Genomic DNA, 13,645 nt, shown 5'->3' on the forward strand with positions numbered 1-13,645 from the left:
CGGCGGCGCAGGTTGGTTCGTTCCGCCGGCGAAGTCGCGGAAGGCGCAACGCTTTTCGCCCGAACGTGAAGTCGAAGATGAAACGTCTTGTCCTTTCCGCGCTGGCCGCTCTGACGGTCGCCGCCTGCGCGTCGACGCCGACCGTCTTCCAGGCCGCCACCGCGCCCGGCTCCGTCGGCTATTCCGAATATCGCATCGAGCCCGGCCGCTACCGGGTGATGTTCCGCGGCGGCTCCAGCGCCTCGGAACGCCAGGTCATGGATTTCGCGCTGGTGCGCGCCGCCGATCTGACGATCGCCGAGGGCTTCGACTGGTTCCGGGTGTCCGATCGGTCGATGAGCTACAGCTCCAGCGGCAGCAGCGGCCCACGCTTCAGCATCGGCGTCGGCGGCGGCAGTTGGGGCGGCAGCAGCGGCGTCGGCATGGGCGTCGGCACCACCTTCGGCGACGACGGCTACGGCTCCGGTTCCGGCTCGCCCACGGCGAGCCTCGAGGTGTTCATGGGCCGCGGTCCGAAGCCGCCGGGCCTCGACGTCTATGACGCGCGCGCGGTGCGCAGCTCGCTGGGCGGCCCCGCGCCGAGCTGATTGCGCGCGCCGGGCTTTGCGCCCAGGCGGCGCCGTCGCATAAGGGGCCGATGCTGAACTACCTTCTGGTCGGCGTCGGCGGCGGAGTGGGCGCGATCGCCCGCTATGTCCTCGGCGTCCAGACGACGCGCGCATTTGGGACCGGCTGGCCCTACGGCACCTTCCTGGCCAATGTGCTGGGCGGCTTGTGCATGGGCCTGCTGATCGCGACGCTGGCCCACCGCGGCGGAGCCGATCAGGAACGCTGGCGGCTCCTGCTGGGGGTCGGCGTGCTGGGCGGCTTCACCACCTTTTCCGCCTTCTCGCTGGAGACGGCGTTGATGATCGAGCGGCGCCAGGTGTTCAGCGCCGCCGCCTATGGCGCGGCCTCGGTCGCACTGTCGATCGGCGCGCTGTTCGCCGGCCTGTTGATCGCCCGGAGGGTTTTCGCATGAGGGAGGTCCGCACCCTTTACGTCGACAGCGGCGAGGACGGCGTGCGCCTGGATCGCTGGTTCAAGCGCCGCTGGCCGCACCTCAATCATATCCAGATCCAGAAGCTGGCCCGCTCCGGCCAGATCCGGGTCGACGGCGCGCGCGCCAAGCCGGACACCCGGCTGGCGGCCGGTTCGCAGGTGCGGGTGCCGCCGCTGCCCGAGCCGCCGCCACCCGGCGAGGTCAAGCGGCTCGACCCGCGCGAGGCCGCCTTCGCCCGCTCGCTGGTGATCTACGAGGACGAGGAGGTGCTGGCGCTGAACAAGCCCTCCGGCCTGGCGGTGCAGGGCGGCACCAAGACCTCCAAGCACGTCGACCGGCTGCTGTCGTCGTGGGGCGAGGGGCTGGAGCGGCCGCGGCTGGTCCACCGGCTCGACCGCGACACCTCCGGCGTCCTGGTGCTCGGCAAGACCCCGGGCGCGGCGGCGAAGCTCGCCGGCGCCTTCGCCAAGCGGCGCACCCAGAAGATCTACTGGGCGCTGGTCGCCGGCCTGCCGAAGCCGGAGGAGGGCGTGCTGGAGCTGCCGCTGGCCAAGAAGGGCGTTGGCGACCGCGAGATGGTGGTGCCGGCCGATCCCAAGGATCCGATGGCCGAGACCGCCGAGACCGAGTTCGTAAAGCTGTCGAACGCCGGCCGCGAGGTCGCCTGGATGGCGCTGTGGCCGCACACCGGCCGCACCCACCAGCTGCGCGCCCACATGCTGGCCATGGGCAACCCGATCCTCGGCGACCCGAAGTACAAGACCGACGCCTCGGCGGCGCTGTCGGAAGGCCTGAAGCTGCAGCTCCACGCCCGTCGCCTGACCATCCCGCACCCGTCGCGCGGCACCCTGATCCTCGAGGCGCCGCTCAGCCCCGAGATGCGCGCCGGATTCGAGCGCTTCGGCTTCGACGAACACGAGGCCGACCCCGAGCCGTTCGAGAAGCGCAAGCGGCGGCGGTAGCGCGGCCGCGACCGCCCCCTCAGTCAGCTACGCTGACAGCTCCCCCGCATGCGGGGGAGCAGCGATCCCAGCTCCTCCCCTGCGCAGCGGGGGAGGTGGATCGCGCCGCAGGCGCGAGACGGAGGGGGCGTTAGGGCTTGCGTCGCTGCGGCTTCGTCCCCATTCACCCCGGCATGCGCAAGGGATTCCACGAGCCGGCTGAAAAGCCGCGCCGCTTCTACAAGGCCGTCGAGGTCGCCGAGGCCGAGGGCGGGTTCGCCGTGCTGCTCGACGGGCGCGCGCTGCGCACTCCGGGCGGGACCCGGCTGTTGCTGCCGACCCGCGGCCTGGCCGACCTAGTGGCGGCGGAGTGGGCCGCCCAGGGCGAGACCATCGAGCTGTCGCAGATGCACGCCTCGCGTCTGGCCAACACCGCCATCGACTCGATCGGCAAGGCGCGCGAGGCGACCGCCGACCAGATCGCCCGCTACGCCGGCGCCGACCTGATGCTCTATTTCGCCGAGGAGCCGCTCGCGCTGGTCAGCCGGCAGAACGAGCTGTGGGGGCCGCTGCTCGACCGCGTCGAGGCCGAGGCGCGGCTGTCGTTCGTGCGCGCCTCCGGGATCATCCACCAAGAGCAGCCGCAGGAGACCCTCGACGAGGTCCGCCGCATCGCGCTGGGGCTCGACGACTTCGGCCTGGCCGGACTCGCCTTCGGCGCGGCCCTGTTCGGCTCCGCCATCCTGGTGATCGGCCTGCAACGCGGCTGGCTGGGCGGCGTCCAGGCGCTTGAACTGTCGCGGCTCGACGAGGCCTGGCAGGAGGAGCAGTGGGGCGTCGATGAGGAGGCCGCCGAACGCGTCGCGCTGCTGCGCATCGAGGCCGAGATGCTGGAGCGCTGGTTCCGCGGGCTGGCGTCCTAGGGCGGGTTCCCGGAACCGGCCTGATCCAGCCGCCGCTGGCGGATCATCGGGAATACCGCAAAGGCGAGTTGCACCAGCAGCCCCAGCAGCACGGCGCTGCGTCCGTGGGCGGCGAAATAGGTCAGCAGCGAGGCGTGCTGCAGCAGCAGCGCGGTGACCGCCTCCGCACAGATCAGCACCGCCAGGGCCACGCCGCCCATCACCAGCCGGTCCAGGAACTGCTGAGCGACGTCGAACCGCTCGGCGATCCAGCCGCAGGCGCTCCAGGCGATCGCCAGCAACACCGGCGCTTCGAGCATCACCGCCACCAACTCGCCGGCCAGCGGCGTCACCCAGTGCGAGCGCATCAGCCCGAACACCAGGCCCGCGGCGAACACCACGGCGCAATAGGCGAGGCCGGCTTGGATGGCGCGGGGTTCGACCATGGTCGACCTTCGCACGCCGCGCCGCCGGCCGCATTGAACTGCGGCAAGTTCCCGTCGGCGGCGGCCGGATTTCGCCGGAACAACCTCCACATCCCCGTGTTTCGCCGCGTGCGGGTGCAGTGCGCCCAACGCGCTGAGGTGATCCGGAGGACGGCGATGGCCGACAGGTGGATGGATGAACGCGACCGGGAATGGCGCGATCGCGATTGGCGCCGTTCGGAGACCTACGGGCGAACGGGCGAGGATCGTGGACGCCCCGGCGAGCCGCGACACGGTGAGGACCGGTCCTGGTCGGGCGCTTCGCAGGACGAGCGCGGCGGGCCGGCCTACGACGAGCCGCGCCGGCGGCGCATGAGCTATGACGAGGACGAAGAGGACTACGGCGGACGCTCCGGCGTGGCCTCGGGTCCGGGCGGCTACGGCCGCGGCGGCCGTCCGCAGGCCTATCAGGGCGGCCGCCATGGCGGGCCGCCCCGGATCCAGAACCAGGACTACACGGGGCGCGGCCGCGTCGGCGAGCGCGACGACGACGACTACGGGTATCGGCATCAACGCCCGGGCGGCGGCGGGCCCGAATGGCGCGGCGGCTCCAGCCCGGAGCGAGGCCGCGGGCGCGGCGGCTGGGAGGCCGAGGCCGAGCGCCGCTTTGGCGAGAGCCGGCGGTGGCCGTCCGGCGGCTATGACGAGGAGCGCGGGTATGACGAGGGGCGGCGTGCGGCGGCGCGCGGCCGTGCGCCCTGGGAGGACCACCGCGAGCCGAACCGCGGCGAGGGGCCGACCGAGTTCCTGCAGCGCGCCGGCGAGCGGATCAGTTCCTGGTTCCGCGGCGATCCGCGCGGGCGCGACGACGAGCGCGAGGCGCCCCCAAGCTATCGCCAGAACCTCGGCCGCGAGGCCGGCCGGCCGGATCGCGGTCACCGCGGCATTGGCCCGAAGGGCTACCAGCGCACCGACGAGCGGATCAGCGACGAGGTGCACGACCGTCTGACGGAAGATCCCTGGCTCGACGCCTCCAACATCGAAGTCGCGGTGAAGGACGGCGAGGTGACGCTGTCCGGCCACGTCGAGAACCGCGAGGCCAAGCATCGCGCCGAGCGGCTGATCGAGGACCTGTTCGGCGTGCGCCACGTGCAGAACAACCTGCGCGTCGCGCCCAACGCCGGCTTCACCGGCGCGGGACGCGGTTTCGGCTCCAGCGCGCTGGAGGCCGAGATGCGTCGCCACGAGCAGGCGCTCGACCCGGGCAACAACGGCGTCAGCGGCCTGTCCGGCCGCACCAGCACCGGCGCCGCGGCCGAGCGCTCGACGACGACCAATGCGCCGGTCGACCCGAAGACGAAGCGGAACTAGGCGGTTAGCGCGCCCCGCCGGCGCAAGTGTCGGCTTCGGCGGGGCGGGATTTCATCGCGCCCTCTTCGAACGGGAGACGACTCCGCATCTAGTGTCGCCGTTCCCGCGATGCTGACTGAGGGGCAATGAGCAATCTTCCGGCCGAACTCGGCGTCTCCGCCGTCATGGTCTGCCTGACGGTGGTCGTGCACCTGGTGGGCCTCGACCTGCTTCTTTCAACGACAAGGCTGCACCTCCGATTCTTGAAGACCGGCTGGCCGACTCTGGACCGGCTGGCGGTGCCCCTCGGCATCGCGCTCGGGCTGTTCGGCCTGCACGGGCTGGAGATCTGGATGTACGCCTTCGCCTTTCGCCTGATGGACATTTTGCCGACCCTCGAGCACGCGCTTTACGTCTCGACCAGCGCCTATTCTACGGTGGGTGAGGCGGGCGCGGCGCTGCCGCCGCCGTGGCGGATCGTCGGCGTCCTGGAGGCGGTCAACGGCATGCTGCTCCTCGGCTGGTCGACGGCCTTCCTGTTCCGAGTCATCGAGCATTTGCAGGCCGGGCCGGAGCACCCGCTGCCGCGGGGCGCGATCTCGCGCCGCCCGGGCGGGCGCGGCGCTCAGCCGCCGTCGGGCTGATGCGTCGGCCGTGAGCGCGGCGTCAACTGGTGGCGGGCGCCGGCAGGACGTCGCCGCGGTCCAGGCGGTCGGGCAGCGGAACGCTCATCGGCACGAACTCGAGCGAGACCGAGTTGATGCAGTAGCGCAGCTGGGTCGGCGGCGGACCGTCCGGGAAGAGGTGGCCCTGGTGGCTGTCGCAGCGGGCGCAGCGGGTCTCGATGCGCACCATCCCATAGGAGGTGTCGCGCACCGCCTTCACGTGCGCCTCGTCGAACGGGGCCCAGAACGACGGCCAGCCGGTGCCGCTCTCGAACTTGGTCTGGTGCCGGAACAGCGGCAGGCTGCAGAGCCGACAGCAGTAGAGACCGTCGTCCTTCTGATCGAGCAGGCCGCCGCAGAACGGCGCCTCCGTGCCGTGGTTCAGCAGAACTTCCGCCTCTTCCGGCGTCAGCGTCGCTTCCAACTTGCGACGCTCGTCGGCCGACGGCGGGGTGAGGTCGAAACCGGAGGGGGAAAATTGGGTCATGGAGGGAATGTAGGGCTGCGGCGGAAGGTCGAAAAGTGCTGCCGCCGCCCCAATCCGCTCGTGCCCGCGAAAGCGGGGATCCAGGCGTTTTTTTGTTATCTCCGCGCCGACAAAAAAGCCTGGGTTCCCGCTTTCGCGGGAAGGAGCGGGATTTGACGAACTAGACCGGCGCGTCCGCCGGCTCGACCGGGCCGAACACCTGGACGAAGCTGGCGCGCAGCGCTTCGTCGGCTTCCGCCAGGCTGACGGGGTGGCCGAGGTCGACCAGGCTGGTGACGCCGTGCTCGGTCTGGCCGCAGGGGACGATGCCGGAGAAGTGGGCGAGATCCGGCTCGACGTTCAGCGCGATGCCGTGGAACGAGACCCAGCGGCGCAGCTTCACGCCGATCGCGGCGATCTTGTCCTCGCGCGGCGGAAATCCGGGCGTCTTGCGCTCGACCCAGACCCCGACGCGGCCCTTGCGCAGTTCGCCGTCGACGTTGAACTGGCCGAGCGCGCCGATGATCCAGGCCTCCAGCGAGGCGACGAAGTCGTGCACGTCGCGCCGCCGGCGGTTCAGGTCCAGCATGACGTAGGCCACCCGCTGGCCGGGGCCGTGATAGGTGAACTGGCCGCCGCGGCCGCTGCGGAACACCGGGAATCGCTGCGGGTCGAGCAAGTCGTCCGGCTTGGCCGAGACGCCGGCGGTGTAGAGCGGCGGGTGCTCCAGCAGCCAGACGAGCTCGCCCGCCCGGCCTTCGGCGATGGCGGCGGCGCGCGCCTCCATGGCCTCGACCGCGGCGGGATAGTCGACATAGCCGGGCGACACCGCCCAGCCGGCGGCGAGGCCGTCGCCGCGGCCGAACGGCGCTGCGGCGGCGGGATTTAACGCGTGGTCAAGCATCTCACTTCCAACATGGCGCTCCGGTGCGCGTGGCGCAAAGCCGGGGACTGATTCTTATCGGTTCGTTCTTGGGTTTCGGGGGTTTGCGCGGGTGAGTCAGGTAAAGGCGGTCAACGTCGAGATCCAGATCGTGCTCGGCCGCGCGACGCTCCCCATGGCCCAGCTGCTGAAGATGGGCCGGGGCGCGGTGATTCCGCTCGACGCCGGCGTCAACGACGAGGTCTGGATCCTCGCCAACAACCATCCGATCGCTCGCGGAGAGATCCAGATCAACGAGGATCGCATCGCCATCGCCGTCACCGGCGAGGCCGATGTCTACGACTATATGGCCGGCGTCGCTTAATCCGCGACGATGACGCTTCACAAAGGCGCGGACGTTTGCTAACCCCGCGCCTCACCACGAGCGGTCGTGGCGGAATTGGTAGACGCGCAGCGTTGAGGTCGCTGTGGGGCAACCCGTGGAAGTTCGAGTCTTCTCGACCGCACCAGTGAATCAAGGTCATCAAGCCGGGTAGGGAAACGCATCGCATTAGTCAGCCTGAGGAGGTCCGCATGAGCCGTGAAACGGACGACCTCATGGACCAGACGAAGGCGGATCAGGCGATGGCGTCCCCGGGGACGGAAGAAGACCTTGAAGACCTCGCCCTTGGCGAGGACTACGCCCTAAATCCCGAATTCGTGCCGATGGTGGCCGACGCGCTCGATCGCGGCGACGCCGAACGGCTGCGCGAGTTGCTGGGCGCGCTGCACCCGGCCGACATCGCCGACCTGATGGGCTTCCTCTCCAAGGAGGACCGTCAGGAGCTTCTGCCGCATCTCGACCCCGAGGCGCTGGCGGAGATTCTTTCCGAACTCGACACCGAGATTCGCGAGGAGGTGCTGGAGCACGTGCCTTCGGCGACGCTCGCCAAGGCGTTGGGCGAAATGGAGTCCGACGACGCCGCCGACGTCGTCGACGACCTGGAGGCCGACAAGCGCGCCCAGGTGCTGGCCGCGATGCCGGAGATCGAGCGGGCGGCGATTGAAAGCTCGCTGGGCTACGCCGACGAGACCGCCGGCCGGCTCATGCAGCGCGAGGTGGTGGCCGCGCCGCAGTTCTGGACCGTCGGCCAGACCATCGACCACATCCGCCGCGAGAGCGAGGAACTGCCGGAGCTGTTCTTCGACGTCTATGTCGTCGACCCGGCCTACAAGCCGGTGGGGGCCGCGCCGGTCAGCCTGCTGCTGCGCGCGCGCCGCGACGTGCCGCTGGCGCAGGTCATGGAGCCGGTCACCGAAATCCCGGTCGACATGGACCAGGAAGAGGTCGCCTACATCTTCAACAAGTACCACCTGATCTCCGCCCCGGTGGTGGAGCCGGGCGGGCGGCTGGTCGGCCAGATCACCGTCGACGACATCGTCGGCGTGATCCAGGAAGAGAGCGAAGAGGACATCTTCCACCTCGCCGGCGTCTCCGACGCCGGGCGCGACGCCGGTGTAGCCGGCATCGTCCGCTCGCGGCTGCCGTGGCTGATGGTCAACCTGGTCACCGGCACCCTGGCGGCCAGCGTCGTCGGGGCCTTCCAGAACGAGATCGCCAAGCTGACCGCGCTGGCGGTGCTGATGCCGATCGTCTCCTCGCTGGGCGGCAACGCCGGCACCCAGGCGCTGACGGTGTCGGTCCGCGCGCTGGCGTCGCGCGAGCTGAGCACCGCCAACGCCACCCGGACGATCCTGCGGGAGATGGCGGTGGGCGTGCTGAACGGCCTGACCATGGGGGTGCTGCTCGGCCTCGCGGCCTATTTCTGGTGGCACGACCCCAAGCTGGCGGGCGTGGTCGGGACGGCGGTGCTGGCGAACTTCTTCGTCGCCTCGCTGGCCGGGGTGCTCGCGCCGATCGTGCTGGAGCGGCTCGGCCGTGATCCGGCGGTCTCCTCCTCGGTCGTGGTGACCTTCATGACCGATTTCTTCGGATTCCTTGCGCTGCTGGGCATCGCCGCGGTCATCCTGCTGTAAAGCGAGCTAGTGTCCCGATGCCGAAGTTCGAAGGGGCCGGTGGCGCGCTCGAACGAACTTCGGCATCAATAAGGACACTAGCCAAGTCTTTGTATTCTAGTGTGCATCTTGGATCTGAAGTTCGCTCCAGCGTGTGACCCGAAGCAGGCGAACTTCAGATCCAGCACACTAGCCTTGCGCGGCCCGCATCTTGCCCTGTTGGGCGTGACGCCCCGCGCGTCTGTGTCAAACCGGGACTGAGGCATGCCGCCGCGCCACCAGGTCTCCCGGGCCGCGATCACCCTGATCAAGCGGTTCGAGGGCTATCGCCGAAAGGCCGCCCAGCTGCCCGACGGCCGCTGGACGATCGGCTATAGCCACACCCTGACCGCACGGCAGGGCGCGGAGGTGTCGGAGGCCGACGCCGAGGCGCTGCTGCTCTACGACATGATCGGCGTCGCCCACACGGTGAGCGAGCTGGTCTACGCCGACCTCACCCAGAACCAGTTCGACGCGCTCTGCGCCTTCGCCTTCTCGATCGGCCTGGCGGCGTTTCGCGGCTCCGAGGTGCTGAAGCGGATCAACGAAGGGGCCTTCACCCAGGCCGCCTTCGCGCTGGAGCTCTGGCGCAGGGCCGACTTCCAGGGCGAGCGGATCGTCGTCGACGCCCTGGTGCGCCGCCGGGCGGCCGAGAAGCTGCTGTTCCTGACGCCGCCGAACGACGCCTGGCGGGTCGCGCCCTCGGCGGTGCTGAAACCCGAACTCGACGACACCGCGCCGGACACTGCGCCGCGCGGGACGCCGGCGCAGGTGGTGACCTCGCTGGACGGCGCGGCGATCGCCGTCAGCCGGGAAGATTTTGCCGCGCCAAAGTCGGACGATCCCGAGCCGGACAGCCCGGTGCGGGCCGCCGCCGCGGTGGTGACGGCGCGTCTGCAGACCCTGTTCGCCGACGCCGCTCCGGCCGCCCTGGCGGAGCCGCTTCCGGATCCCGCGCCGGCGGAAGAGCCGCGCGCCGAGGAGCCCGCGCCTGTCGAGACGTCGCCCGAACCGGCGACGGCCGAAGCTCCCGCGGTGGCGGAGCCCGCGCCCGAGCCGGATCCGCCGCCCAGCCTGTTTCGCGAGACGCGGCCCGACGCGGCGGACGCGCCGCGGGTGCTGATCGACGACACCGCGCCGTTCGAGTTCGTGCCGCCGCCGGTGCAGTCGCTCGACAGCACGCCGGACGACGGACTGCTGGTGGTGGTGAGCCTGAGCGCGCTGGGCCTGGCCTTCTTCGCCGGCGGGATCTTCTGGGCGTTCAACGCCCCGCCCGGGCCGCAGCAGGGGATCTTCACGCCGCTGCTGGTCGGCTGGCTGGCGGGCGTCGCCGGCGTCGGCTTCATCGCCGCCGCCGTTTTCCTGCTGCTGCAGCGGGTGACCCACGCGGCGGAACGCCGCGAGCGTCGCAGGCCCTGATCGGCGCGCTCGGCCTCGCGTCGTCCGGCCGACACATGGTAGAGCCGCATTGATGCGTTTAACCCTGAGACTCGCTGTCGGCGCGGGCCTGGCCCTGAGCCTTGCGGCCTGCGCCACCCGGCCGCCGCCGCCGGCCGCCTGCCCGGACGGGCAGCAGCGGCTGCGCACGGCTCAGCTGTTTTTCGGTCGCAACGTCGCCGGCAAGCCGGGCGTCAGCGAAGCCGCGTTCGGCAAGTTCGTCGACGAGGAGCTGACGCCGCGATTCCCCGACGGCCTGACGGTCATCGACGGCGGCGGCCAGTGGCGCGGGCCGGAAAACAAGCTGATCCGCGAATCCGCCAAGGTCGTGCTGATCGTCCTGCCGACTCGCGGCGACTCTTCCCAGCGCATCGAGGCCGCCCGCGGGGCCTACAAGGTCCGCTTCCAGCAGGACTCGGTCCTGCTGATCACCCAGCCGGCCTGCGTCTCGTTCTGAGACAGAACCCAGATCCGCTCATCCCGGCGAAGGCCGGGAACCAGATCCGGGGCTGAGCCTGACAGGAAGGTCTCGGGTGCGCTCTTCGCGAGCGCCGAGGCCTTCACCTGGATCCCGGCCTTCGGCGGGACGAACGGGGTGAGATCAGGCAGTCTCGTGCCCTTCAGTCAGGTCCTCCAGAATCGGGCAGTCGGGGCGGTCGTCGCCGGCGCAGCCGTGGGACAGGTGGCGCAGGGTGTCGGCCATGGCCTGCATCTCGGCGATGCGGGCGTCGAGGTCGGCGAGGTGGCGCTCGGCGATGGCTTTGACCTCGCGGCTCGGCCGGGCGCGGTCGCGCCACAGCGACAGCAGTTGCTGGATCTCGGCCACGGCGAAGCCGAGGCTGCGGGCGCGCTTGATGAAGCGCAGCTCGTTGATCTGCTTGTCGTCGTACTCGCGGTAGTTCGAGCCGGTGCGGCTGGCGGGCCGCACCAGGCCGATCTCGTCGTAGTAGCGGATCATCTTGGTCGAGACCCCGGAGGCCTTCGACGCCTGGCCGATGTTCATGCCTTGCTCCTGTGGGCTCAGAGTCTGACGTTGCGCAGCCGCAGGGCGTTGCCGACCACGCTGACCGACGACAGCGCCATGGCCGCCGCGGCGATGGCCGGCGACAGCAGCCAGCCGAACACCGGGTAGAGCACGCCCGCCGCGATCGGCACCCCCGCCACGTTGTAGGCGAAGGCGAAGAACAGGTTCTGGCGGATGTTGCCCATCACCGCGCGCGAGAGGCGGCGGGCCTTCACCAGCCCCTGAAGGTCGCCTTTCAGCAGGGTGACCCCGGCGCTCTCGATGGCGACGTCGGCGCCCGCGCCCATCGCCACGCCCACCTCGGCGGCGGCCAGCGCCGGGGCGTCGTTCACCCCGTCGCCGGCCATGGCGACGTTGCGGCCTTCGGAGCGGAAGCGCTCGACGACGGCGGCCTTGTCCTGGGGCAGCACCTCGGCCTCGACCTCGTCGATGCCGAGCCGGCGCGCCACCGCCAGCGCGGTGGTGCGGTTGTCGCCGGTCATCATCACCAGATGCACGCCGTCGGCCTTCAGCGCTCTCACCGCGTCAGGCGTCGTCGGCTTGATGGGGTCGGCAATGGCGAAGACGGCCGCGATCCGTCCGTCGACGGCGGCGAAGATGGCGCTCGCGCCGTCGCTGCGCAGGGTCTCCGCCTCCTGATCGAGCGCCCGCGTGTCGACGCCCTGCTCGGCGAGGAACTTGCCGGAGCCAAGCACCAGCCGCCGGCCGTCCACGACGCCCAGCACGCCCTTGCCGACAGGCGAGTCGAAATCGCTGGGCTCGGACAGGGGGAGACCCTGGTCGGCGGCGGCGCGGACAATGGCGTCGGCCAGCGGGTGCTCGCTGCCGCGCTCGAGGCTGGCGGCCAGCTGCAGCACCTGGCCCGAGTCGAAGCCCTCGGCGGGCCGAATGGCGGTGACCGCCGGCCGGCCCTCGGTCAGGGTTCCGGTCTTGTCGATCACCAGGGTGTCGACCTTCTCGAGGCGCTCCAGGGCCTCGGCGTTCTTGATCAGCACGCCGGCCTGGGCCCCGCGGCCGACGCCGACCATGATCGAGATCGGCGTCGCCAGACCGAGCGCGCAGGGGCAGGCGATGATCAACACCGAGACCGCCGTCACCAGGGCGAAGGCGAAGCGTGGCTCGGGCCCGAAGACCGCCCAGACGGCGAAGGCCAAGGCGGCCGCCAGGATCACCGCCGGCACGAACCAGCCGGACACCTGGTCGGCCATCCGCTGAATCGGCGCGCGGCTCCGCTGGGCCTGGGCGACCATCTGCACGATCTGCGCGAGCAGGGTGTCGGCGCCGATCTTCTCGGCGCGCATGACGAAGGAGCCGGTCTTGTTGATCGAGCCGCCGACCACCTTGGCCCCGGGTTCCTTGGTCACCGGCATGGATTCGCCCGTGACCATCGACTCGTCGATCGAGACCCGGCCCTCCAGCAGTCCGCCGTCGACCGGGACCTTCTCGCCCGGACGCACGCGCAGCCGGTCGCCGACCGCGATCCGGTCGAGCGTGACCTCTTCGTCGGAGCCGTCCTCGCGGACCCGACGGGCGGTCTTGGGCGCGAGGTCGAGCAGCGCCCGGATCGCGCCGGACGTGCGCTCGCGGGCCCTCAACTCCAGCACCTGCCCGAGCAGGACCAGCACGGTGATGACCGCCGCCGCCTCGAAGTAGATCGGGACCGAGCCGTCCGGCCGGCGGAAGGCTTCCGGGAACACCTGCGGGGCGACGGTCGCGACGACGCTGTAGAGCCAGGCCACGCCCACGCCCATGGCGATCAGGGTGAACATGTTGAGGCTGCGGTTGACGAGCGAGCGCGCCCCGCGTTCGAAGAACGGCCAGCCGCACCACAGCACCACGGGCGTGGCCAGGACGAACTGGATCCAGGCCGACGTCTGTCCGTCCAGCCGGACCATGTGCCCTGCTAGGTGAGCGCCCATCTCCAGCACGAAGACTGGCGCGGCCAGGGCGAGGCCCACCCAGAACCGGAGGGTCATATCCTTCAACTCGGGATTGGGCTGGGCTTCGGCCGTGACCAGCTCCGGTTCGAGCGCCATGCCGCAGATGGGGCAGGAGCCCGGTCCGACCTGCCGCACCTGGGGGTGCATCGGACAGGTGTAGATTGTCCCGGTCGGAGCTTCGACGGGCGGGGGCGGGGGCGGGGCGACGCCCGTGTAGCGGTCGGGATCCTTGCGAAACTTCTCGGCGCAGCCCGCAGAGCAAAAGTGGAATGTCTGCCCGCCATGGGCTTCGTGATGCTTGGCCGTGGCAGGATCGACGGTCATGCCGCAGACCGGATCCTTGACGTCGCCCGGGGCGGAAGCGTGGACGTGACCCGGGTGATCGTGATGGTGATGGTCGTGACGTGCGTCCGGCGCCCCCCCGTGGGCATGGTTGCAGGTCGGTCGGTTGGCCATGTGTCGGCTCCATAACGGAGATAAATCAATGCCCTGACCGGTCGCCCGAGTTCGATGGAGCGGCTCAGGCGCGGGGCGGG

General features: G+C 70.6%; 15 protein-coding genes and 1 tRNA gene. 11 read left to right on the forward strand and 5 right to left on the reverse strand.

Annotated elements, in window-relative coordinates; all coding sequences use genetic code 11:
- Positions 1-77: 77 nt before the first annotated feature.
- From ACSQ14_RS07180 to ACSQ14_RS07195, 4 genes are all read left to right on the forward strand, one after another.
- On the forward strand, positions 78-587 hold the full coding sequence (locus ACSQ14_RS07180; protein ID WP_436011141.1) for a CC0125/CC1285 family lipoprotein: 510 nt from the start codon (positions 78-80) through the stop codon (positions 585-587).
- A 50-nt stretch (positions 588-637) separates the two neighbouring features.
- Complete coding sequence (gene crcB / locus ACSQ14_RS07185) at positions 638-1,021, forward strand: fluoride efflux transporter CrcB (RefSeq protein WP_436011143.1); 384 nt, start codon at positions 638-640, stop codon at positions 1,019-1,021.
- Entirely contained in the window at positions 1,018-2,004 is a 987-nt protein-coding gene (locus ACSQ14_RS07190) for an RluA family pseudouridine synthase (RefSeq protein ID WP_436011145.1), read from the forward strand. Before crcB ends, ACSQ14_RS07190 begins: the two co-directional genes overlap by 4 nt.
- A 137-nt stretch (positions 2,005-2,141) precedes the next feature.
- A complete protein-coding gene (locus ACSQ14_RS07195) occupies positions 2,142-2,906 on the forward strand; it encodes an ATP12 family chaperone protein (protein WP_436011147.1) in 765 nt (254 codons plus the stop codon).
- Here the strand turns inward: ACSQ14_RS07195 and ACSQ14_RS07200 are convergent.
- Complete coding sequence (locus ACSQ14_RS07200) at positions 2,903-3,331, reverse strand: hypothetical protein (RefSeq protein ID WP_436011149.1); 429 nt, start codon at positions 3,329-3,331, stop codon at positions 2,903-2,905. The genes ACSQ14_RS07195 and ACSQ14_RS07200 overlap by 4 nt on opposite strands.
- A gap of 156 nt (positions 3,332-3,487) precedes the next feature.
- Here ACSQ14_RS07200 and ACSQ14_RS07205 point away from each other — a divergent pair, with 156 nt between their 5' ends.
- Positions 3,488-4,681, forward strand: coding sequence for a BON domain-containing protein (locus ACSQ14_RS07205; RefSeq protein ID WP_436011151.1), 1,194 nt, complete (start codon positions 3,488-3,490; stop codon positions 4,679-4,681).
- A gap of 125 nt (positions 4,682-4,806) precedes the next feature.
- On the forward strand, positions 4,807-5,304 hold the full coding sequence (locus ACSQ14_RS07210) for a two pore domain potassium channel family protein (RefSeq protein WP_436011153.1): 498 nt from the start codon (positions 4,807-4,809) through the stop codon (positions 5,302-5,304).
- 22 nt (positions 5,305-5,326) lie between these two features.
- On the opposite strand, the gene msrB is transcribed toward ACSQ14_RS07210, so the two are convergent.
- Together msrB and lipB are read right to left on the reverse strand one after the other, a co-directional pair.
- Entirely contained in the window at positions 5,327-5,812 is a 486-nt protein-coding gene (gene msrB / locus ACSQ14_RS07215; RefSeq protein ID WP_436011155.1) for a peptide-methionine (R)-S-oxide reductase MsrB, read from the reverse strand.
- A gap of 160 nt (positions 5,813-5,972) precedes the next feature.
- Complete coding sequence (gene lipB, locus ACSQ14_RS07220; RefSeq protein ID WP_436011157.1) at positions 5,973-6,695, reverse strand: lipoyl(octanoyl) transferase LipB; 723 nt, start codon at positions 6,693-6,695, stop codon at positions 5,973-5,975.
- Between the two features lie 91 nt (positions 6,696-6,786).
- On the opposite strand from lipB, the gene ACSQ14_RS07225 reads away from it, so the two are divergent.
- The 5 genes from ACSQ14_RS07225 (at position 6,787) to ACSQ14_RS07245 (ending at position 10,602) form a co-directional block, all read left to right on the forward strand.
- On the forward strand, positions 6,787-7,038 hold the full coding sequence (locus ACSQ14_RS07225; RefSeq protein ID WP_436011159.1) for a FliM/FliN family flagellar motor switch protein: 252 nt from the start codon (positions 6,787-6,789) through the stop codon (positions 7,036-7,038).
- Positions 7,039-7,098: 60 nt separating this feature from the next.
- Positions 7,099-7,183, forward strand: a tRNA-Leu gene (locus ACSQ14_RS07230).
- Positions 7,184-7,247: 64 nt separating this feature from the next.
- Complete coding sequence (gene mgtE, locus ACSQ14_RS07235; RefSeq protein WP_436011161.1) at positions 7,248-8,690, forward strand: magnesium transporter; 1,443 nt, start codon at positions 7,248-7,250, stop codon at positions 8,688-8,690.
- Between the two features lie 243 nt (positions 8,691-8,933).
- On the forward strand, positions 8,934-10,127 hold the full coding sequence (locus tag ACSQ14_RS07240; protein ID WP_436011163.1) for a lysozyme: 1,194 nt from the start codon (positions 8,934-8,936) through the stop codon (positions 10,125-10,127).
- Between the two features lie 52 nt (positions 10,128-10,179).
- The gene (locus tag ACSQ14_RS07245; protein ID WP_436011165.1) at positions 10,180-10,602 is read left to right on the forward strand and encodes a DUF3574 domain-containing protein; all 423 of its coding nucleotides are present in this window, start codon (positions 10,180-10,182) and stop codon (positions 10,600-10,602) included.
- 144 nt (positions 10,603-10,746) lie between these two features.
- Here ACSQ14_RS07245 and cueR read toward each other — a convergent pair whose 3' ends face one another.
- Both cueR and ACSQ14_RS07255 read right to left on the reverse strand, forming a co-directional pair.
- Positions 10,747-11,148: a Cu(I)-responsive transcriptional regulator gene (gene cueR, locus ACSQ14_RS07250; RefSeq protein ID WP_436011166.1), complete on the reverse strand. Its 402-nt coding sequence runs from the start codon at positions 11,146-11,148 to the stop codon at positions 10,747-10,749.
- 17 nt (positions 11,149-11,165) lie between these two features.
- Positions 11,166-13,565, reverse strand: coding sequence for a heavy metal translocating P-type ATPase (locus ACSQ14_RS07255; RefSeq protein WP_436011169.1), 2,400 nt, complete (start codon positions 13,563-13,565; stop codon positions 11,166-11,168).
- Positions 13,566-13,645: the final 80 nt, after the last annotated feature.

It is taken from the genome of Phenylobacterium sp. LjRoot219, from assembly GCF_964252995.1.
Classification (GTDB): domain Bacteria; phylum Pseudomonadota; class Alphaproteobacteria; order Caulobacterales; family Caulobacteraceae; genus Phenylobacterium.

Excerpts from the sequence above, each read along its gene's own strand:
- ACSQ14_RS07205 (WP_436011151.1), top strand. The coding sequence starts at position 3,488 with ATGGCCGACAGGTGGATGGATGAACGCGACCGGGAATGGCGCGATCGC.
- ACSQ14_RS07190 (WP_436011145.1), top strand. The coding sequence starts at position 1,018 with ATGAGGGAGGTCCGCACCCTTTACGTCGACAGCGGCGAGGACGGCGTG.
- msrB (WP_436011155.1), bottom strand. The coding sequence starts at position 5,812 with ATGACCCAATTTTCCCCCTCCGGTTTCGACCTCACCCCGCCGTCGGCC.
- mgtE (WP_436011161.1), top strand. The coding sequence starts at position 7,248 with ATGAGCCGTGAAACGGACGACCTCATGGACCAGACGAAGGCGGATCAG.
- ACSQ14_RS07255 (WP_436011169.1), bottom strand. The coding sequence starts at position 13,565 with ATGGCCAACCGACCGACCTGCAACCATGCCCACGGGGGGGCGCCGGAC.
- ACSQ14_RS07180 (WP_436011141.1), top strand. The coding sequence starts at position 78 with ATGAAACGTCTTGTCCTTTCCGCGCTGGCCGCTCTGACGGTCGCCGCC.
- crcB (WP_436011143.1), top strand. The coding sequence starts at position 638 with ATGCTGAACTACCTTCTGGTCGGCGTCGGCGGCGGAGTGGGCGCGATC.
- ACSQ14_RS07245 (WP_436011165.1), top strand. The coding sequence starts at position 10,180 with ATGCGTTTAACCCTGAGACTCGCTGTCGGCGCGGGCCTGGCCCTGAGC.
- cueR (WP_436011166.1), bottom strand. The coding sequence starts at position 11,148 with ATGAACATCGGCCAGGCGTCGAAGGCCTCCGGGGTCTCGACCAAGATG.
- ACSQ14_RS07210 (WP_436011153.1), top strand. The coding sequence starts at position 4,807 with ATGAGCAATCTTCCGGCCGAACTCGGCGTCTCCGCCGTCATGGTCTGC.
- ACSQ14_RS07200 (WP_436011149.1), bottom strand. The coding sequence starts at position 3,331 with ATGGTCGAACCCCGCGCCATCCAAGCCGGCCTCGCCTATTGCGCCGTG.
- ACSQ14_RS07240 (WP_436011163.1), top strand. The coding sequence starts at position 8,934 with ATGCCGCCGCGCCACCAGGTCTCCCGGGCCGCGATCACCCTGATCAAG.
- lipB (WP_436011157.1), bottom strand. The coding sequence starts at position 6,695 with ATGCTTGACCACGCGTTAAATCCCGCCGCCGCAGCGCCGTTCGGCCGC.